The sequence below is a fragment of the Dyella acidisoli genome, assembly GCF_030160295.1.
Taxonomy (GTDB): Bacteria; Pseudomonadota; Gammaproteobacteria; order Xanthomonadales; family Rhodanobacteraceae; genus Dyella_B; species Dyella_B acidisoli.
Genome location: NZ_BSOB01000046.1, coordinates 100254 through 119463, shown reverse-complemented (window position 1 = coordinate 119463; position 19210 = coordinate 100254). Strand labels below are relative to the sequence as shown.

Annotated in this window: 25 protein-coding genes and 1 pseudogene; 9 read left to right on the top strand and 17 right to left on the bottom strand. The window is 56.2% G+C overall.

All coding sequences use genetic code 11. From position 1 onward, the window contains the following. Positions 1-149 precede the first annotated feature (149 nt). On the bottom strand, positions 150-362 hold the full coding sequence (locus tag QQJ86_RS16805; protein ID WP_284322124.1) for a DUF3820 family protein: 213 nt from the start codon (positions 360-362) through the stop codon (positions 150-152). A 230-nt stretch (positions 363-592) separates the two neighbouring features. Between QQJ86_RS16805 and QQJ86_RS16800 the strand changes: the two genes are divergently transcribed. From QQJ86_RS16800 to thpR, 3 genes are all read left to right on the top strand, one after another. Next, positions 593-874, top strand: a complete 282-nt coding sequence (locus QQJ86_RS16800) for a type II toxin-antitoxin system RelE/ParE family toxin (RefSeq protein WP_284322123.1) — start codon at positions 593-595, stop codon at positions 872-874. A 15-nt stretch (positions 875-889) separates the two neighbouring features. Beyond that, positions 890-1180 (top strand): HigA family addiction module antitoxin, encoded by a 291-nt coding sequence (locus tag QQJ86_RS16795; RefSeq protein ID WP_284322122.1) that lies wholly within the window; start codon positions 890-892, stop codon positions 1178-1180. 121 nt (positions 1181-1301) lie between these two features. Continuing rightward, positions 1302-1877, top strand: a complete 576-nt coding sequence (gene thpR / locus QQJ86_RS16790; protein ID WP_284322121.1) for an RNA 2',3'-cyclic phosphodiesterase — start codon at positions 1302-1304, stop codon at positions 1875-1877. Positions 1878-2024: 147 nt separating this feature from the next. Here the strand turns inward: thpR and QQJ86_RS16785 are convergent, their stop codons facing one another. The 7 genes and pseudogenes from QQJ86_RS16785 to QQJ86_RS16755 form a co-directional block, all read right to left on the bottom strand. Then, positions 2025-2291 (bottom strand): hypothetical protein, encoded by a 267-nt coding sequence (locus QQJ86_RS16785; RefSeq protein WP_284322120.1) that lies wholly within the window; start codon positions 2289-2291, stop codon positions 2025-2027. 2 nt (positions 2292-2293) lie between these two features. Next, positions 2294-2641 carry a RebB family R body protein gene (locus QQJ86_RS16780; protein ID WP_284322119.1) on the bottom strand — a complete coding sequence of 116 codons (348 nt, stop codon included), beginning with the start codon at positions 2639-2641 and terminating at the stop codon, positions 2294-2296. A 4-nt stretch (positions 2642-2645) separates the two neighbouring features. Continuing rightward, on the bottom strand, positions 2646-2888 hold the full coding sequence (locus QQJ86_RS16775; protein ID WP_284322118.1) for a RebB family R body protein: 243 nt from the start codon (positions 2886-2888) through the stop codon (positions 2646-2648). A 33-nt stretch (positions 2889-2921) separates the two neighbouring features. Then, positions 2922-3134, bottom strand: a pseudogene (locus QQJ86_RS16770) (RebB family R body protein); the annotation flags it as partial. A gap of 402 nt (positions 3135-3536) precedes the next feature. After that, positions 3537-4793, bottom strand: a complete 1257-nt coding sequence (locus QQJ86_RS16765) for a hypothetical protein (protein ID WP_284322116.1) — start codon at positions 4791-4793, stop codon at positions 3537-3539. A gap of 405 nt (positions 4794-5198) precedes the next feature. Then, on the bottom strand, positions 5199-5702 hold the full coding sequence (locus QQJ86_RS16760) for a hypothetical protein (RefSeq protein WP_284322115.1): 504 nt from the start codon (positions 5700-5702) through the stop codon (positions 5199-5201). Beyond that, on the bottom strand, positions 5702-6166 hold the full coding sequence (locus QQJ86_RS16755) for a Tse2 family ADP-ribosyltransferase toxin (protein ID WP_284322114.1): 465 nt from the start codon (positions 6164-6166) through the stop codon (positions 5702-5704). Before QQJ86_RS16755 ends, QQJ86_RS16760 begins: the two co-directional genes overlap by 1 nt. A gap of 211 nt (positions 6167-6377) precedes the next feature. Between QQJ86_RS16755 and QQJ86_RS16750 the strand changes: the two genes are divergently transcribed. Then, positions 6378-6905, top strand: a complete 528-nt coding sequence (locus tag QQJ86_RS16750) for a DUF3828 domain-containing protein (RefSeq protein WP_284322113.1) — start codon at positions 6378-6380, stop codon at positions 6903-6905. 37 nt (positions 6906-6942) lie between these two features. Here the strand turns inward: QQJ86_RS16750 and QQJ86_RS16745 are convergent, their stop codons facing one another. Further along, the gene (locus tag QQJ86_RS16745) at positions 6943-7446 is read right to left on the bottom strand and encodes a nuclear transport factor 2 family protein (protein ID WP_284322112.1); all 504 of its coding nucleotides are present in this window, start codon (positions 7444-7446) and stop codon (positions 6943-6945) included. 55 nt (positions 7447-7501) lie between these two features. On the opposite strand from QQJ86_RS16745, the gene QQJ86_RS16740 reads away from it, so the two are divergent. Then, a complete protein-coding gene (locus tag QQJ86_RS16740; RefSeq protein WP_284322111.1) occupies positions 7502-7972 on the top strand; it encodes an Lrp/AsnC family transcriptional regulator in 471 nt (156 codons plus the stop codon). Between the two features lie 30 nt (positions 7973-8002). Here QQJ86_RS16740 and QQJ86_RS16735 read toward each other — a convergent pair whose 3' ends face one another. Then, positions 8003-8656 carry a TetR/AcrR family transcriptional regulator gene (locus QQJ86_RS16735; protein ID WP_284322110.1) on the bottom strand — a complete coding sequence of 218 codons (654 nt, stop codon included), beginning with the start codon at positions 8654-8656 and terminating at the stop codon, positions 8003-8005. Positions 8657-8733: 77 nt separating this feature from the next. Between QQJ86_RS16735 and QQJ86_RS16730 the strand changes: the two genes are divergently transcribed. Both QQJ86_RS16730 and QQJ86_RS16725 read left to right on the top strand, forming a co-directional pair. Continuing rightward, complete coding sequence (locus tag QQJ86_RS16730) at positions 8734-9486, top strand: nitroreductase family protein (protein ID WP_284322109.1); 753 nt, start codon at positions 8734-8736, stop codon at positions 9484-9486. A gap of 648 nt (positions 9487-10134) precedes the next feature. Further along, positions 10135-10404 carry a hypothetical protein gene (locus QQJ86_RS16725; RefSeq protein ID WP_284322108.1) on the top strand — a complete coding sequence of 90 codons (270 nt, stop codon included), beginning with the start codon at positions 10135-10137 and terminating at the stop codon, positions 10402-10404. A 62-nt stretch (positions 10405-10466) separates the two neighbouring features. Here the strand turns inward: QQJ86_RS16725 and QQJ86_RS16720 are convergent, their stop codons facing one another. Next, entirely contained in the window at positions 10467-11168 is a 702-nt protein-coding gene (locus tag QQJ86_RS16720; RefSeq protein ID WP_284322107.1) for an endonuclease/exonuclease/phosphatase family protein, read from the bottom strand. A 228-nt stretch (positions 11169-11396) separates the two neighbouring features. Between QQJ86_RS16720 and QQJ86_RS16715 the strand changes: the two genes are divergently transcribed. Next, the gene (locus QQJ86_RS16715; protein WP_284322106.1) at positions 11397-11975 is read left to right on the top strand and encodes a hypothetical protein; all 579 of its coding nucleotides are present in this window, start codon (positions 11397-11399) and stop codon (positions 11973-11975) included. A 134-nt stretch (positions 11976-12109) separates the two neighbouring features. On the opposite strand, the gene QQJ86_RS16710 is transcribed toward QQJ86_RS16715, so the two are convergent. From QQJ86_RS16710 to QQJ86_RS16695, 4 genes are read right to left on the bottom strand one after another with little or no spacing between them, the layout of a single operon-like run. Then, positions 12110-12844, bottom strand: a complete 735-nt coding sequence (locus QQJ86_RS16710) for an SDR family NAD(P)-dependent oxidoreductase (RefSeq protein ID WP_284322105.1) — start codon at positions 12842-12844, stop codon at positions 12110-12112. A 46-nt stretch (positions 12845-12890) separates the two neighbouring features. Continuing rightward, complete coding sequence (locus tag QQJ86_RS16705) at positions 12891-13613, bottom strand: RibD family protein (RefSeq protein WP_284322104.1); 723 nt, start codon at positions 13611-13613, stop codon at positions 12891-12893. A gap of 15 nt (positions 13614-13628) precedes the next feature. Beyond that, complete coding sequence (locus tag QQJ86_RS16700; protein ID WP_284322103.1) at positions 13629-14285, bottom strand: GTP cyclohydrolase II; 657 nt, start codon at positions 14283-14285, stop codon at positions 13629-13631. 49 nt (positions 14286-14334) lie between these two features. Beyond that, complete coding sequence (locus QQJ86_RS16695; RefSeq protein WP_284322102.1) at positions 14335-14757, bottom strand: DoxX family protein; 423 nt, start codon at positions 14755-14757, stop codon at positions 14335-14337. Positions 14758-14899: 142 nt separating this feature from the next. Between QQJ86_RS16695 and QQJ86_RS16690 the strand changes: the two genes are divergently transcribed. Then, positions 14900-15619: a TetR/AcrR family transcriptional regulator gene (locus tag QQJ86_RS16690; protein ID WP_284322101.1), complete on the top strand. Its 720-nt coding sequence runs from the start codon at positions 14900-14902 to the stop codon at positions 15617-15619. Positions 15620-15935: 316 nt separating this feature from the next. On the opposite strand, the gene QQJ86_RS16685 is transcribed toward QQJ86_RS16690, so the two are convergent. Further along, the gene (locus QQJ86_RS16685; RefSeq protein WP_284322100.1) at positions 15936-16964 is read right to left on the bottom strand and encodes an IS110 family RNA-guided transposase; all 1029 of its coding nucleotides are present in this window, start codon (positions 16962-16964) and stop codon (positions 15936-15938) included. Between the two features lie 220 nt (positions 16965-17184). After that, positions 17185-18963, bottom strand: a complete 1779-nt coding sequence (locus QQJ86_RS16680) for a CHASE3 domain-containing protein (RefSeq protein WP_284322099.1) — start codon at positions 18961-18963, stop codon at positions 17185-17187. Between the last annotated feature and the right edge of the window lie 247 nt (positions 18964-19210).

Below are 19210 nucleotides of genomic sequence, written 5' to 3'. Positions count from 1 at the left end.
TGTGGAGCATCGTGCTCGAAGGGGTTGATGCTAGCGGGTGTCCTGGGTGCTTCCAATGGTACTGACGTCACGTCAACTGCGCCGCCTGTTGGGGAGCGCCATCCAGCGGTATCGATGGAGTCGTTGCTGCTTCTGATCGAGCGGTGCGGCTAACGCTTCCTCAGCGGATCAAGTAGCGACTTCAGTCCGTTGTGATCAAGCTCAAGCATCAATGCCAGCAAGTTACCCAGTTCACCGGGCGGAAAACCTTTGCGTGCAAACCATGCTAGGTAAGCGCCGGGCAGGTCAGCGATCAGGCGACCTTGGTATTTGCCGTACGGCATGGTGATGGTTACCAGTTTCTGCAAATCTTCTGGTTTCATATTGCTGTGTTCAAGTTAACGGGCGCTACAGTTTACGCGGGGCCGGACGGTCATTCTCTCATGCTAATAGCGGAACCATTTCGTCGAGCTGCAAACCACTCCCTCCCCTGCAAAGGCAGGGGAGGGCCGGGGTGGGGTGAGCCCAGGCTTGCCAAGAATTCAACGCTTTCTTCGGTCATGCGTATCTATAACGCCTTGCGTTATATAACGTATGGCGTTATGGTGTGCCCATGATCCATAACTTTACCGACAAGGAAGCGGAAAGGATCTGGGCAGGCACTCCCTCCCGGAGACTACCGGCGAATATCCAGGCGGTCGCCCGTCGCAAGTTGCGTATGCTCAACAATGCGCAGACGCTGGATGATTTGCGGATACCTCCCGCTAACCGATTGGAGGCCTTAAGAGGCAATCGTAAAGGCCAGCACAGTATTCGCATCAATGATCAGTGGCGCATCTGTTTCATCTGGAAATCTGGTGACGCCTACGACGTGGAAATCGTCGATTACCACTGACATATGGAGTCAACCATGAAAACATTGCCCAACATTCATCCAGGCGAGGTCCTGCTGGATGAATTCCTGAATCCCCTTGGCATCAGCCAAAACGCCCTCGCTCGTGCAGCTGGTGTTCCGCCACGCCGCATCAACGAGATCGTACTCGGCAAACGCAGCATCACCGCCGACACAGCCGTGCGTCTCGCAGCAGCACTAGGCACTAGTGAACGCTTCTGGCTCGGTCTGCAAGCAGACTACGACCTCGAAGAAGCCCATCATGCACTCGGCAGAGACATAAAGCGCATCGAGCGCATTGCCGCCTAACTCTCAATCTCTGCCATAACTCAAACTCTCTCTGCTTTTAGAGAGGGCTGGGTTGAAGAATCCCAAGCTTGCTGTTAAAGCACTAAAACCCAGATCACCCTGCAAAAGGAAGCGCCACTCCATGTCTCAGGGATCTCTGCCAGGTTTCGACCTCGCCATCCCTACTGATCGTCTGTATCTAGCCATTTTCCCTGATCCCACATACGCCACCCGTTTCGAAACTTTCGCCGCCAAACACCTCGCCGCACGCCGCATGGAAGGCAAACCGGTGGAAGCCAGCCGCCTGCATCTCACGCTGTTCCATCTTGGTGACTACACCGAACTTCCGCCTGGCTTGATCACTCAGGCTACCGAAGCACTCTCTCATCTCGAAGCGGAACCCTTCGCTATCCAGTTTGATCAGATCGGCAGCTTCAATAGTCGCAGTAGCTATGGCGATTTTGTCCTTACCACCAGTCAGGGCAACGAGGCTTTGCACGCACTTCATCAACAACTCGCCGTGCACTTGAATGCTGCTGCGTTGAATCCATACACCAAAGGCTCATTCACGCCGCACATGACCTTGGCCTATAACAAGCCTGCAGTGCCGTTCCAGCACATTGAGCCGGTGGTATGGCCGGCGCATGAAGTGGTGCTGATCCATAGCCTGTTGGGCAAAACCCAGCATATCCGGATGGCTGACAAGCCATTGCATTGAAAGCGGAGGGGAGGGCTCCGCTTTAGCGATGCTCTGATTAGACGTGCTCCCGCGCATACCGCATTGGGGCAGTTTGAATTCCGAGTGAAATCCTTGGAAACCGGACGGAGGTAGCTAGCGCTTCTAACTACCGCCGCCCCCTAACACTTAATCGTCCGGCTTCTTGGTTGCTTGCTGCGCCATACCGACAGCTTTCGTTGCCCCGTGCACCGCTATCGTTACTGCTTCTTCGGCGATGCGCATGGCTTCTTCAACTTCCTGATAGCTCGTCGTGAGGGCGGCTACTATCTGGTCATGCGTGCGCTGAATTTGGGTGGCTAAATCGTCGGTGGTTGGGGCGGCTTGGGAAGCTGTCGGCGCAGCGGTGACACCTTCCTGTGAAGCGGGCTGTGCTTCCTTTTCGTCGCTGGTCATCGTCATTCCCCAGGTTTGGTGTCGCCGGCGGGTTTGTCTTTCAACAAGGCACTGAGGCGTTCGATGGTCTGGGCGAGGTCGTCACCTTTTAGCGCCTCGTCGGCAAAGCGCAGGGCCTGCTCAGGGTTTGCGTCCAGAATGGCGCGGACTGCGGCAGTGGTGGCGGCGTTGCGCAGCATGTAAACGTGTTGCTGCTGTGCCACCGCGTTTTGTATGGCTATCGCTACGGCATGGGCCATGATCTGGTTGGCCATGGCGCGTGCCAAGGCTTCGGATGAGCCGTCAATCGAAGCGTTGACCTGCGTTACCGCATCAGTGATCTGGTCGTTGACGCTGGTCTCCTCAGCCATAACGTTACCCCTGCACTTGGGAATTGGTGCCGAGTAGGGTCTCGGCGCAGCGTGTCACGACTGCCAGTGCCAAGCTGTTCGCGTTTTGCTGCTGAACGACCAGATTCTCCGCCGCGATGCCGGCAGCGTGCGCAAGGGATTGATACAGCGAGCTCAGCGCCACTGAGGGCGCCTCACCGATCACTTTCACGTTTGACTGGGTGACCGAATCGGTAATCTGGTCATTGACGGCAGTCGGAAAGGCCATGGGTTCTTCTCCTTATTTGCCAGCTGAGCCGACAAGGGATTGCACACACGCAGAAAGCAGCGCTTGCGACAAGCTGTTCGCATTCTGCTGTTGCGTGACCAGATTCTCTCCAGCGATACCGGCGGCGTGTGCAAGGGTTTGATACAACGAGCCCATTGCCATGGCGGGTGCCTCGCCAATCACTTTCACGTTAGATTGGGTTACGGCGTCAGTAATTTGCGAATTCAACGCGGTAGGAAATGCCATCTCTCAAACTCCCTGTGTGCTGAGTAGTGGGATTCAATTTCACGGTAAGAACATTGCTGTTACGTCGACGCTACTTCGATTTGCCCTGTAAGGCGCTAGGGGCTTAAGCATGAAGCGAGCCATGTGGAACCAAGCTTTGGAAGTTCCTTATTTCACAGCGAATTGATAGCGCGCAATGATCGCGACGTGATTGCAGGTCGCGGAGTATTTCGTCAGTTGTCGACCCGATACGTCAGCAACTGTGTGAAGGCTTTGTGTAGAGATGGTGTGTGCTGCGCTTTGCCTACACGGCTCATTGCCTGCCGATTTCTTTGCGTCTGTAAGGTCGAGTCAGATTCACTCGTTGCGACGGTGAATTCGCGTGCAAGTGAATCTGGCTACGACCGTTACGTTCGCACCGAATCAGCTGCTGGCCAAATAGCCGCTCGCTTTAAGGAATTGGCCAAAATCCTTGATGTTTAGGATGTCGCTCACCGCCTGCTTCTTGTCCTTAGCCTTGTTGTAGTACGCCTGGCAGATGCGGTAACCCATAAAGTAGCCAAGGTCTGCCGGGCGGCCATTGACCATTGCATCTCGTCCGAACCAGCGCTTCTGGTCATTGGCTTTCATATCCTGCGCGAACTCTTGTTTCAGCACAGATTCGTGCGCGTAGCCGTAGGCATAGATGTGGTCGTTGAAGTTCCCACGCGAGACAAGCGACGCGAGGAAGTCCGCCGCTCCTTCTTTGACCGAGTGCCCGAGCAGGTCATCCCCGTCATAGTTTTGCTGAAAGTGCATCAGCTCGTGGGTGATGATGTTGGGCAAATAGTTCATGGTCTTGGTGCCGGCGCTCGCCCACGTATCGAGTTCATCTGTGGGAACGGTCGCATCCCGGCTGAACATCTCGGTGCCGAGCATCAAGCCGTCGTCCGACGAGGTGCCGCCGGAGCTCAACGCACCGATGACGAAATAGACGTCGGGAAACTCCGCATTCGGGTACAGCATTTTGAATTTGCGCATCGACTCGCGGACTTCCGGATCGAGCTGCGCCACTTTCAGCGTATTGGGGCGAATAGCCGCGTAGTACTTCGGGTGCTTTTGGATGACGTCGAGTAGATGGGCTCCGCTGCGAATACGATCGTGGATAAAGTCTTGCAGGCCCACGGTGCCGTGTCCAAGGTATTCATGGTCAAGCAGTGCGGAAGGATCGCCGGCGTCGGGAAGCTTGTCGTAAACCGACCAAAACAGTTTGATGTCGCTTGTGACGAACATGAATTTTTCAGGGTCGTTGTGGTTTACGTGATAAGCCTGTGCGTTCTCAGTCATTTTCGCGGTGACACGGGACCAATCGGGCAACGTGTGCAAGCCGAGTAGATCAGTATCGGTTTGCATCTGTTGCGGATGGCGGTAGCCGGCCGTCGCGCTTTTTTCCAATGCCGCAAGTGCGGCGTCTGCCTTGCCGTCTCGTGCCAGTGCACAGGCAAGTTCATAATTACCCTCAGCGCTCGGGTAACCTGCCGCGATAGCGTGTTGGAAAGCATCTGCCGCCGCAGCAAAGTCATGTTTGTTGAAAGCGACGCCACCCTTATCTATCCAGTCGCGGGCCGATTGGATATCTGCGGCATGGGTATTGATGGCGAACAGCGAGGCGAGCAGGACCGCTATCGTAAATCGATGCATGATGACCCCCGTTAGATATTGGAATTTTCCGTGAAGCGGAGCGGACACTACACATCCGGTGTCTGCACGACCAGTAACGAAAGGCATGTAATGGCCGGTCTTGTCGAGATGGAGGGCAAAGCGTCTGCGCCCCATTGCGGGGATAGACCGATTTGATTTGCCCTTTATCCGATTTTCTTAAGGCAATAAAGTGTCGGAATACGCTTTATGCTCAGCAATAGAGCGGTAGCGAAATCATCCCAATCGAAGCCGCTAGCCGCGTCGGTATCGGAATCGGGTTGATCGTATAGCTGAGCTGGTTGGTCATATAGATGACAGGCGACCACCTATAGACATAAGAGGTCGCATACGTGGCGCTGCAATTCACCGCCAAGATCCCGTCCCGGTTGTACCGGTTACTAAGCGCTACCTCAAATGCAAAATCTTCTCTAGCGGAACGCCAACTTTCGATTCGATCTTTTTGTATTCAACCTTGACGTATTCAAGGAGTTCTGTGAGATGAGCCAAATATTCCTTCTCTTCGCGAAGGTTTTCCTGCGATGTTTCATCTCGAAGAAGACTTTCCCTATAGAGGATGGCATCGCGTACTGAGGAAACCATAAGCAGGGCGTAAGGATCGGAAATTTCTATGGCTACCTCCGCGGCATGTGGTTTGTCATTACCTTTTCCGCGACACGCCAAGACGGGAACGTCGGACTCAAAAAAGTCACTGAGGAGAAGGCCGAGGCTTGCCTCAAGCTTCTTATATCGATGCGTGATCTCATCGAGAAACACGGACAAATCCACGGCGTACTCTTCATAATCAGAGCGATTTCTTAGTGTCTCGCTCTGCAGTAGCCGCTCGTGGTAAAGAACGGCGTCACGAACGGCGCATAGTGCCAACGGAGCAAAGTTATTGCCGATTTTCATCAGACAGCCTCTTTGATCACGTTTTCCGCCAACTTGTTCAGCAGAAACTTGAAGTGTGAAAGTGGCATATCGCGAGCGGGTGCAATGGTGTGGTGGGTGGCACCAGCCTTTCGGTTGTAATGGTCGCGCACAATAGCTAGACCCTCCGGAAGAATAGTGCCAGCAGGAATACGGTAATAGCTCCAGTCTTTTCCAGCGGGTATCCCTGGGGCGTCCCAGGTGCTCAAGCCGCGTGGGGCTTCAGATACGGTAACCCATTGGACGTTGTTGCGAGAGACGATAGTGATGTCGGGTGGCCGATGACGCCCGTTTGACATTTCAAAGGGCTCTTCAATCAGCTCAAACAAAGCCATGCCGCTTCGTTGATTCAAGGCACGCCAGAGCGACGTGGGCACTTGGCCTTCGTAATAGCGATCAATTTCACCTTGCTCAAGTAGAACGTCCTTCAGCACTTTCGTTTCCATGTTCCCTCCTTGCGGTAACGATCCAATGTAGGGCTTTAGGCAAAACACGGGCTTTACGAATCTTCAGACTGCCACGCGTCAGTTACATGGACAAGTCCGTCCAGTGGGCTGACTACCGGTCCAAAGGGGGGGGCAGTAAACCGGAAGCCTTGACCGCGTCGGAATTGAATCTGAAGATGCCGGCATCGCATAGACCGAATCGGGGGCGGTCATGAATAGGACGGGTGCGTTAATAGGCAATGCGGTACGCATCTTTACTGCGGCCATAGGTGTCTGGGCTACGTCCTTTGCGGCATTCGGCGAACCACCTCCCAGCGGCGCAGTGGCTACGGTCACCCAGCTCTATCACGATTACGCGTGGCAGGTGGTGATTGAAGAGCCAACTAACGTCGGCATCGATCTATTCGATCAGCCTGCAGAGGTCCTGAGTCGCTATTTTGACCAACATATGGTCGAACTCATCGTGCGCGATCGTCAGTGCAGGGATCGTACTCACGAAGTTTGCCGACTCGACTATGCGCCTATCTGGGACTCGCAAGACCCCGGAGCCCGAGACATGAAAATTCGCGCGACTCCCGATCCTTCAAAGGTAGCCGTCGACTTTATCTACCAAGGTGACAGTAGCCGTATGCACATCACGTATGTGCTGTCCAAGACTCGGGAAGGGTGGCGAATTGCGGATATCCAAGGCAGTACGGGATCGTTGAGTAAGGTGCTTGAGTCAGCACTTCATCCTTAGCCACGTAGCGTAGGTTGGGGTTTGCACCCTAACCTACTCACTGACGTAGCACAGGCGTCGCCTGATAAAACACATTCAACCATTTGCCATCCCGTTTCATCCATAACGATGAGGCATAGCTATCAAGCTTGAATGCTTTTCCATGATCAAGCCCGGCTGCCCTTACGTGATAGGTGACAAGCGCGGCATTCTCCGCAACAAAGCGAACATCGAATCCTGAAAGCTCGCATTGATCGAAGCGCACATTCGCGTCCATGGCGGATGTTTCGCTATGCGTTCTGTCTACCACGCCAGTGCCGGTGACCGTAAAGAAGTCCGGTGCATGGAAGGCGGTGTATGAAGCAGCATTCCCCTTGATGGCTAAATCCCAGCTTGCCCGCTCTTCGGCAATCAAACGTTGCCCGATCGTGTTGTTTATTGCGGTGGGTGCGGTGGTGGGGGAGGCGGCGGCGTCACATACGGTTGGCAGCGCGGTGGCGGCAATCCATGGCAGCAGGGTGGCCAGAACGATACGTAGGTGTAATATTCGTTTATTTGTCATGTAATTAGAATGATATTAGGATCGCAAGACCGTCAATCGAATAGATTTCGGATTTATGGCCGACGAGCCCACCCTCGACCGAATAGATTTCGCTATCCTTCGCCTTTTGATGAAGGATGCATGGCTTTCCAATAAGCAGATCGCTGCGACGGTTGGCCTTGCACCATCAACCTGCCATGAGCGCATCAAATCGCTTAGGGCGCGTGGTGTTTTGCGGGGTGCTCATGCCGAGGTGGATCTAAAGGCGATCGGTTTCGCACTGGAGGCCGTGCTGTTCGTGCAGCTCGGCAAGTTGGAAACCGAGGTTGTCGATAACTTCGTGCGTTCAACCGCCACGGTTCCGGAAGTTCGCGGCGTGTTTCTCGTGTCTGGCCGTGCAGATTTGATTGTGCATGTAGTTGTGCGCGATATGGAGCATCTAAAGGCGATCATTTCGGAGCACTTCAATCGCCATGCTGTCGTGCTGCGCGTGGAAACGTCCGTGGTGTTCAATCGCCAGCAACAGCATGTCATGCCGCTTCCGTAGGGTGCGGCCGATTTTCTTTAAGGGACCTCTTTACACAACCTTTGGCGTCCGCGTTTTCTTGGCAACACGCGGAGCGGGCCGTTGTAGATAACGCGTCATAAGCAGCACGAATTCCTCGATCAGCGCGGGGTTCTTCAATAGCTCCGGACGCTCATAAACCGCCTCATGCACGATCGCGTGCCCGGCTGCCCGCAGCACGAACATGGCCAGGTCCAGATCCGGAACGTTGCGTGCAAGCGGGCGGATCAATTCCTTGAGCAGAGCATGCACCTGAGCATCACGCGCCAAGTCCACACGACGAGCGGAGCGGGGCAACTCTTCCGCAAATACGCGGTGCAGTGCTGGCGCGGCTTGGTGTTCCTCCACGCTGGCGCGAGCCAAGGTCGTTAGCACCGCGTGCAGATCGCCTTTGGCTTGCAGTGCGATGAGGGTGTCAGGATCGCCGGGGCGTGCTTTCTCGATGTGTCGGCGCTGCAGCTCGACGACGATCGATTCCTTGTTGGGGAAGTATTGGTAGAGCGAAGCAATATTCACGCCTGCCCGTTCGGCAACCCTGTTGGTGGTGAAGCCCTCCCATCCATGCTTCTCCAGAATGTAAGCAGCGGCTTGCAGGATGGCGTCCACCGTAACGGTGGAGCGCGCTTGCCGCGGGCGTTTGCGGGGCGTGGTCTTAGGTTTTGGCATAGGTTTGCAATGCAAGTTGGCAAAGCAAGCTTTAGCTTACATTATTTTCAGCGTGTCCAATTAGCGCTATGGCAGCCATGAATACCTCACTTGCATTTGCATCCTTCTCGGAGCCTACGGTTGAAACGTGGGCTGCATTCCAAGCTATCAATGCGCAGCGTCGGGCGGTGCGGCATTTCGATGGCGGTTTAGTGGACGACGAAGATATTCGGGCTGTTCTTGCCGAGGCGCAGCTGGCGCCATCCAGCAACAACCTTCAACCGTATCGGCTCCATTGGATCAAAGACCCGCAGCTGCGCGGGGCAGTGGCCGCTGCTTGTCAGAATCAACGCGCTGCGAGCAGCGCGTCGGCATTGATCGTCCTGGTCGCGAGCACGGATTATTGTGCGCAGACACTTGATGGGCTGAGCGAGCATATCGAGCACTACACCGAACTCAGTGAAACATCGAGGGCTTATCACCGAAAACAGATCAAAACTTGCCGTCGCTTCGGTTATATCGGCCGGCTTTGGTTATGGGCGCCATTGATGGCGCTGGCGTCCTGGATCGCTCCGGTGCTTACGCTGTTGCCGCTGGGGGCTGCGCGCACGCATCAATGGGCGGCCCGAGGTAGCCTCTTCGCCGCGCAAACCTTGCTTCTCGCTGCAACAGCGCGAGGCCTGGATAGTTGCCCCATGGAGGGCTTCAACGCCCTCAAGGTAGCGCGGCTTTTGAAGCTGCCACGTGGCGCAATCATTCCGCTTGTCATCGCACTAGGCCGGCGTGCACCTGATGCACGTATCGAGCCGCGCTGGCGCGTTCGGTTTGATCAGGCAGTCGTTGAGCATTAGGTGATGCGCAATGGCGGCCTGGTTTCATCACGCAGTTGGGGGCAGCAGCGTCGTCATCCCAGGGAAAGCTGGGGTCCAGTGTCTTTGCTGCATTGAAGTCACTGGGTCCCAGCTTTCGCTGGGATGACGAGCAAAAAAAGCCTTCGCATCCTATCTATCCGTTCCCTTTGTTTAATCCGCTCCGGCACCCCCCATTCGGCGGCGAGGGCCGGTGTGCCCTCGTTGGTGGTGCCGTTCGCGGGAGACCCGTTCTTCTGGGTCGAACGTCTGCGCTAGGCTGGTGTGGCGGCATACGCCGTCCTCGACAAACACCTGCATACGGTAAAGCTGGGACAAGCCATGGCATTCGCAAGCAGTGAAGAAGTTCGCGTACGCGCACGTGCACTCGGGGAGAAAATGCGTGAACAAAATGGACTTACCGCAACCGTTGCCCTGCTCGAGAAGATAGCGTGCAGTTGATGTGGATGGTCTTCGCAATGGTTACGCCACGCTGACGAACATTCTTGCGGAAAGCCGTGCTGATGATGAACACACGGCTGATCCTGTGCAGGCATGTGTACCGATCAAGGATTTTTTATCCCGCTTTGAGTGTCTGTTCCCCCAGGCATTCAAAGATTGCCGGCATATTGATGTAGAGAGGATGTCCCCATGTCCCCGATCGAATTGCACATGTCCAACACCGAATTCCGCCCATCATCTCTGGAAACTTTTCTGGCTTGCGCGCATCAAATGTTGGATCCAGCTACACCAGAGTCGGTGTGCAGACGCGTAGAGCCCATGCTGGTGGCGCAGTTGCCAGTGCTGCGCGCACTGGGCGTGTTCGAACTATTCGAAGTACGCGATCCTGCGATGCGCGCCTGGCTCGATGATGAGCTTTTGAAGCTTATGGGCTTCGAGTCGGACATGGCATCAGCGTGATGCTGATTGAAGAGAGGTAGTTGAAGCGATTCAACTACCTCTCTTTATTGCTTTGCGGTCAGTTACCAGTTGAAAACTTGCGGATAGTGATCTGACGCACCGACAAGCTGGGTTTGTTGCTGATAAGTAAACCCGACTGCATTGGTAATGGCGTAATCCAGAATCCCGCCACCTTGTTGTGTAGCTTGATTGCCGCGAACGATGGCGCCAGCAGGCGGACCAATAAAGCCGATGGCCGTGGGATCGGCATTGAAGTCCCCTACGCAAGCCCAGTTTCCACCCGCCGCAGCGTTATTGATCTGGTTGATCTGTGCATTGTTCCAGGTGCAGGTATGAGCCAACGTAACGCCACCACCGACCGGCGGACTATGAATCGACAGAACAGTGATGACGTTTCCCGTCGTCGGGTTCGTCACGGTAATCCAGGGAAGATCACGGGAGTTTGCCGGAACAAAACCGAACAAATCCACGTGCGGGAGAATGCCATAGCCGTTGATGCCGATATTGCTGAGTACTGCCAGGCTTCCCTGGATCCAATGGTTTTCCCAGTAAACACATTCCATGAACCCATGGCCAAGACGCAGGTTGCCTGTATAGCCGAGGGTTCCGCCATTGGGGCCGATAATGGGCGCCCTGCCATGCAAGTGTTCGGCAAGGGCCCCGCACTCTTGCAGGCAAAGCACGTTGGCCCCGGTCTGTTGAACCACTTGATTGATGTACAACGTGTTGGCGCCGCCCTGCATGTTCCATGTAGCAACGATCATATCTGCTCTCCTTTGAGTGAAACGGAAGCGCAGGCAGAAGCCGGCAGCTCCGTCCCGCTCAGACATGGACGAGCGACGGGTGTCTTTGTGAATGTGAGGCAAGAAGCGCTGTAGGTTGGCCCTATATGAAAGTGGTTATGTGAGCCGCTGCAAAGTGGCTATTTTCCCAAACCACTCATCGGCCTAGTTTCTACCTAGAGCGCTTCCGCGCAACGTCGGGAGAAACGTGTGGCCCTGGTCAATAAGTTCAGGTTGGTTTGTGTGCTTGTTGCATTGATGGTCGCGGCTTGGGCTGGAACGGTGAGAGCGCAACCGGCAGACGTTGGCCACAACGACGGGCGCGAGTTCGATTTCGAGTTTGGCACCTGGAAAACCCATGTGTCGCTGTTGAAGCAGCCTTTGACGGGTTCGAAGACCTGGGCCGAATACGACGGTATTACCGTTGTGCACAAGGTATGGGATGGTCAGGCGAATGTGCTGGAGCTGGATATGAAGAATGCTTCCAGCCATTTGAAGCTTGCGTCATTCCGCCTTTACAACCCGGCGACACGCCAGTGGAGCCTATACGTAGCTAACAGCCGAAGCGGCACGCTTGGTGTGCCAGGCATAGGCGGATTCGCAAATGGGCGCGGTATGTTCTACGACAAGGAAACGTGGGACGGGAAGCCCATCATGGTGCGCTTCGTCATTACGCTGCGCAGCGCCGATGCTATTCATTTCGAGCAGGCGTTTTCTGCGGATGATGGCAAGACGTGGGAGACGAATTGGATTGCGGATGATACGCGGGTCAAAGGTAGCCAGATTTGAGTGGCGTGAGCTTCAGTTGTTCCTTGTAGCTACGCTCCCCTCGAAGCCGTCATTCCCGCTTTCGCGGGAATGACGGCCTTGAGAAGGTGATGCGCTTTCGTGATTCAAGTGCATTCCGTTTACTGTGGCTGGCTTCAGCTGTGATACCACCCACCATTAATATTGATCGTCTGCCCCGTGATGTACCCATTCCGCACAAGGGCAGCAACGATATCCGCCACATCGCCGGCTTGGCCGAAGCGCCTCACCGGTAAAAGATCCGGTGTGATGTGGGGATTGTTCTTGATCATGTCCGTTTCAATCAGCGCTGGTGCAATGGCGTTGGCGGTGATGCCTTCCTTGGCCAGCAGACTTGCGTAGCTGTGCATAAGGCCTAGCATGCCGGCCTTGCTGGCCGCATAGTGCGGGCCGATTACGCCGCCCAACTGAGCCGCGATGGAGGACATCATGATGATGCGACCAAAGCGAGCTTCAAGCATGCTTGGCAGCACGCGCTGGGTCATCAGGAATGCCGAGGTGAGATTGGTTGCCAGTGTTTCATCCCACATTGCTTGGGTAATGGAATCCAGCGTGGCGGTAGGATTGATGCCGGCATTGTTGACGAGGATGGTGATGCCGCCGAGCTGACGTTCCACGATGGAGACCATGTTATGGACGTCAGCCGCTTTCGATGCGTCACCGCCAATAGCTAATGCGCGAATGCCGTAGGCGGCCTCGATCGATGCAGCGATGCCTTCGGCCTCTTCCCTCCGGTTGCGATAACCAAGGGCCACGTGAATGCCTTCTTTCGCCAGCGCCTGGGCAATTTCGAGGCCAAGCCCGCGGGACCCTCCGGTGACCAGTGCAACGCGTCCGCTGATGCTGTTCATGGCGCTCTCCGTAGTTGCGAGATCTGGCCGACTTAGCTGTTCTTATTCAATTCGCCGACAGGGTGGACACCTTCTGCCATCGAACCCCGCGGGCGAGATCGTAATCGATCACCGTCGTATCGCCCAGCAATCGGACCTGCCGGACCACCAACCTGTCATGGCTGGCAAGATGGGGAAGCAGCCGTAGTCGCGGGGCTCCCGCGTCACCCACAAAGAAAGGTGCGATGGCCAGCCGAAAGTGATCGTAAATGCGCTCGGAGAGAAACATGGAAAGCACTCTGCCGCCGCCTTCCACGAATAGATTGCGTATGCCCTTACGTTGAAGCGTGTGCGCAATGGCACGTGCTGAGATCGGGCCTTCCATGCCTATCACCGTCGCCGATCTGGCATAGCGCGATCGAAGGGCGCCTGCGATGGGTGCCGGGCAAAGCACGATGTTTTCCTGCCCGTTCGACTGAAAGAAGTGGGCCTCAGGGTCCAGATCTCCGCTAGCCGTGACGGTCACTTTCACAGGCTGCGGTGATAGCCCATTGCGGATGCGTTCCTCGACTAGCTGTGGCTCTCGCACCGAAAGGCGAGGGTTGTCTGCGCGCACGGTGCCGGCACCGACGAGAATCGCGTCGCACTGCGCGCGTTCGCGCTGGATATCCAGGAGATCTTCAGCGCTGGACAACACCAGCCGCCGTTGCGACGTATCGTCCATATAGCCATCGATGGAACACGCGGCCGAAAGGTGAATGCGCATCCGCGCGACGGCTGGCGTGGACATGGCGGGTTCTGTCCGTCAGCTGTCTTTCACCGCAGTCGGCAACGTAAGGGTGTGGTGCGTATGACGAACCTTGGCTTCCAGGTAACGCACATTGTGGCGACCGAAGAACACGCCCGTCGGCCGAACGGCGACGACTTCGATGCCATGCGCTTCCAGTTGGGCACGCTTATCGGGATTGTTGGTGATGAGCGTGATGCGCGTGACGCCCAGCGCCTTCAGCATCTCCGCGGCGGCGGTGTAGTCGCGCTCATCATCGCCATGGCCCAGGGCGCGGTTGGCTGCGTAGGTGTCGTGCCCCGATTCCTGCAGACGGTAAGCATCCAATTTGGCATAGAGCCCGATACCGCGACCCTCCTGGCGCATATAAAGGAGGTAGCCGCCTTCCTCATGCAGACGCAGGAGCGATTCCTGCAATTGCGGACCGCAATCGCAACGTGCCGAGCCGAGCACATCGCCCGTCATGCATTCGGAGTGCAGCCGGACGAGTGGCGCGTCGACATCGTCGTTGCCGAAGCGGAGCGCGAAATGCTCCTTGCCGTCGGCAAGGCCGCAGAAGCTGTAGATGGTGCTGGATGCTTCGCGGCCGTCAGCCAGATGAATCGGCAATTGTGCAGCCGTGCGAACACTGGGTTCTGTATTGGGAACAGCGTGCAAGCAGGGGGAGGAAGCCATTGGATTGATCTCGTTAACTTGGCGAACAGCTGACTCTATTCAGTAGTGCTCAACGTGGCCGTACAGGTTGTACGCGGCGCCCCCACAGAGTGAAGACGGAAAGCGCCAGGAAAATGACATTAACCGGTATCGCCGCGATCTCGCCACGCGATATGTGGAAAGTCATGGCGCATATCTGCAAAGCCACGCAACCGATTGCCGCCAACACCGTCAAGCCAGGTTTGATACGCGTAAGCGCAGGGAGGAATATGCCGACGCCGCCCGCAATATCAATGATGCCAAGCCCACGCACCACCGCTGCCGGCAGTTGGCCTGTCCACGCCCACATCGCGGCAAGCTCGGGGATGGGCTTGAAAAGCTTCATCCAGCCGATGATCACGAAGCCCACGAAGACAAGGGTTTGCGCCACCCAGAGCACGGCGTTCAACAGTTTGCTTGACCTAGACGGTGCGGCATTGGCCAGGGACGACATCGATTTTCTCCTCGATACTCGGCAACATTCGGCCGGAGGGCGAACTCGTGAGTGCGCCCTTGGCGGTTATCGGTTGTGGATGTGGAGCGAAAGGCGTCGCCAAACGCAGCCTTCAAGTGGGAAGACTGGGAAGAGGGCGTCCGTGCGGGAACTGCGGCGGCAGCGAACCCATCGTCAGTGTTACAATACGATAACCTATATTATCGTTTCGAATTCGCGAGTCAAGAGATCTATGAGGCAGTGGTCGGACAACCATCCAAAGGTGAAGCTTCTGACGCGCAAGCGTGCGGCCATTCTGGATGCGGCGCAGGAGGCGTTCCTGCAGCTTGGTTACGAAGGCGCAAGCATGGAAGGCATCGCCAATGCTGCAGGCGTTTCGATCATGACGCTCTACCGTCATGCCAAGTGCAAGGAGACTTTGTTTGCCGCGATCATCGCCAATGTCTGTGATCATTCCAGCGAGGAGAAGCAAGCCGAGCTGGACGAGATGATGAGAGGGCCGCTCAAGGACGTGCTCGTCCGAGCGGGTGTCGTGTTTCAGGAAAAACTGGCAGGCCCGCAGATCATGTCTTTACTGCGCGTGGTCATCACCGAGATAAGGCGGTTTCCGAATCTCGCCGAAGCGGTTTATGACGCGTACTTTGTCGCCTGGTCGACGAATCTCGATGGCTTTCTTGCGCAAAAGGACGAGTTCAAAGGTGTTGCTCCGAAGACGCGCAAGAAGCTGTGTGAGGCGTTTTTTAGTCGCCTCGTTGGCACGGATGCGATTCGCGTGCTGTTGGGGATGAAAGGGGCGTCTGCGGCTGAGCGCCTTGAGCGTGCGCGTGTTGCGGCTGAGGAGTTGCTTGCGGAGGTTGGGTAGGTTGGGGTGCAAACCCTAACCTACGAACTAAAATGTGCGTCATCCCATATATGGACTCCTCCCTATCTGCAAGCATGCGGCTTTGGCTGAAGGGGCGACTGCACACGTATATTCGGTCTGTGCGATAAGCCTCTGGGCTTGGCGCCGACCATGATGGGTTGTTCGCGCACCTGCTCCTCAACGGCGAAACGTGTTCTGAACCACGGTGGGATGATCAGGTTTTGCAGGTGCCGGTCCGACCAATCAGCTATCAGCCTTCATGCACGCAAATCACGGTTGGGGGTAGAGGTAGATAAACGCCTGAACGATACGTCGCTCAGGCGGCCGCGGCCTTGCTGGCCTGATAGTCCTCCTGATAGCGCAAGATGGCCCAGGCAACTCGCGCATTCTTGTTGGCCAGAGCGACTGCCGCCACGTTGGGATGGCGGCGTGCGGCCAGGGCCTGCAGCCAACGACTACGCGGATCATCCTTGTGTTGGATGGTTTTGAGGACGGCCCGCGCGCCCTGAATGAGCAAGGACCGCAAATAGCGGTCACCGTGCTTGCTGATCCCCAGTAACCGTTCCTTTCCGCCGGTACTGTGTTGCCCCGGCACGATGCCGAGCCAGGCAGACAGGTCACGGCCTCGGTGGAACAGGGTTGGGTCGGGGATCCGAGCCAACAAGGCGGTGGCCGTAATCGGGCCAATGCCGGGAATCTGATCCAGGCGGCGAGCCTGCACATGGGTGATGGCCATGGTTTTGAGTTGGCGGTTCAACTGCTCAATGCATGCGTCCAACTGCACGAGTTCCTCGCGTCGTTGATCGAGCAATGCGCGCACGGTGTCAGTCAGTTCATTGCCGGCATCTTCCAATAACCGAGGCAAACCACGGCGCAAGGTTTGGATCTGGCGTGGCAGTACGAGGCCGAATTCGGCTAGCAAGCCACGGATCTGATTCACTTTGGCGGTCCGCTGTGCCACCTGCTCGCGTCGCACTTGATGCACCAGACACAACGTTTGCTGCTCAACGCTTTTGACCGGGACAAAGTGCATGGTGGGGCGGCTCAATGCTTCGCAAATAGCTTCAGCATCGCGGGCATCATTCTTGTTGTGCTTGACGTACGGCTTGACGAACTGCGGAGGAATCAAGCGAACGGTATGGCCCAGCTTTTGCAATTGACGCCCCCAATAATGGGCTCCGCCACACGCCTCCATGCCGACCAAACAGGACGGGCAATGACGGAAAAAAGCCAGCACTTCGTCCCGCTTGAGCGTACGGCGTACCACGACATGTTCGTGACTATCAACGGCATGCACCTGGAAGGTGTTTTTTGCCAAATCCAAACCAATGCGCGTAATGTTCATGACGGACTCCTCCTGCGACGAGCTGAAAAGTGATTCTCTTCAGCCTGGCACTGTGATGCCGAAAGGCAGGAGGAGTCCATCCCATTGGCGAAAGCTGGGATCCAGTGCCTTTGGCGCTTTGCAAGTCGCTGGATCCCAGCTTTTGCTGGGATGACGGTGAGGTGCAATGGGGTTGCTTCGCGAGTTGTGAAGGTGTCTTGTGGGTAGACGCATGAACGACCTATTCCTCATTCAACGCATCACGCAACGCCTCCGCCAACTGCTGAATCGTAAACGGCTTCGCCAACAACCGAATGTTGTTGTGACCAGGCGCAGCCCGCTCAACGATATCGCGTGCGTACCCGCTCATCAGCAAAACCCGAAGGCCTGGATGACGCTTGGTCATCACATCGGCCAGTTGCACACCGCTTGGTCCGGGCATCACGACGTCTGTGAGCAGAATCGACACTTCTGGATGTGTCGTCAGGGCGTTCTCTGCTGCTTCGGCGTTTTCTGCTTGAAGGGCGGTATAGCCCAGTTCTTCTACGGCGGAAGTCACGAAGGTGCGTACTTCCGGATTGTCCTCGACCACCAATACGGCGTGGGGCAGGGCGGCGACCAAACCGTTGCGGGGCATAAGCGGTGCGGGCTGTGTGGATTCCGATCGAGGCAGGTAGAGTCTGACGACTGTGCCCACGCTCACTTCACTGTGAATCTTGATGTGCCCTTTGGACTGCGTGAGAAATCCGTGGATCTGAGCCAAGCCCAGGCCGGTTCCATGCCCTACGGATTTCGTGGTGAAAAAGGGCTCGAACACTTTGTTCAAGACGGCCTGGCTCATGCCTTGGCCAGTGTCCGAAACCGACACCATCACGTATTCACCCGATGACACTTCGCCATTCAATCGGGCATAACCTTCGTCGAGATAGGCGTTGGCGGTTTCAATGATGAGTTCGCCATGCCCCTCCATGGCGTCACGGCTGTTTACCGCCAGGTTGAGAATGGCGCTTTCCAGCTGAGGGCGATCCACATAGGCGTGCCACAAACGATCGGCCAGCATGAGTTTGATGGTGACGTTCTCGCCCAGCGTCCGGCTGAGAATGTTGGACATCTCCTGCACGCACGCGTTGACGTCGATCGAGGCGGGATGCAGCGCTTGCCGTCTTGAAAATGCTAGCAGCCGCTTAGTCAGATCGCTGGCCTTATCTGCGCCCATCAGAGCGTTCTTGATGAATTTGTCGGCGCCATCAAGGCCTTTTTCCAACCGTCGCAAAGCCATTTCGAGATTGCCGACCACTACGGCCAGCATGTTGTTGAAGTCATGCGCAATGCCGCCGGTCAGCTGCCCGAGCGCTTCCATCTTTTGTGCCTGGCGAAGCTGCGCTTCGGTCGTCAGATGCTGCTGCATCTGTTCTTTGAGTGCCGCGTTCTTGAATTCCACCTCATAACGCTGCCGCGCCTCCTCGCGCACTACCAGAACAGCGAGGAGAAACGCGAGCAAGGTGGTGGCCGTGATCGTCCATAAGAGCTGCTGCTCTTGATGCCGCGCTCCCCGCAGGCTTGCCACCTCTCGCTTCGTTTCGTTTACATCCAATTCCGCTATGAGGTAGCGGATTTGCTGCATCAAATGGATGTCTTGGCTGGTCTTCACTACAGCCAACGCGCCAGCTGGATCGTTGGCATTGTGCAATTCGATGGTATGAGCCAGCGCGGCCATTTTCTTGGCGATTACACCATCGAGCTGGTCCAGCAACTTGCGCTGCACAGGATCATCAGCGATGAGCGATCGAAGTTCCGATTGCGTCTCGGCGAGTTGGCCGCGTGCGGTGGAGTAGGGCTGCAAATACGCAGCGTCACCCGTCAATAAGTAACCGCGTTGCCCCAGTTCCGCATCCCGCATTTCGCCGAGCAACTGCCCGACGGCATTCTGGATGCGCATGGTCTGGTTGACCAGGTCGTAGGCGCGCCGGCTGTTGATGGAGGCCACCACGGCCAGGCCGCATGCGAGCAGTAGAAGCATGAAGCCTGCCAAGACTTCCAGACGAACGACCCTTTTCATACGGTTGGACAGCATAAGACAACGGTCCCGTTTGGAGTCGCAAGTGAGGAGTGCACCTCGCCGGCGCGTTGCTCAGCATGCATCAGGGCTTGTGAAGTTATCGATTCTAAGGAGGGTGACCTGAGTGGAAGCCTGCTATTTATGAGGGCGTAGTCCTAGTCATTCCGATGCAAGCGCAGTGCCGTCCGGAGATGTGCGGCACCACGTC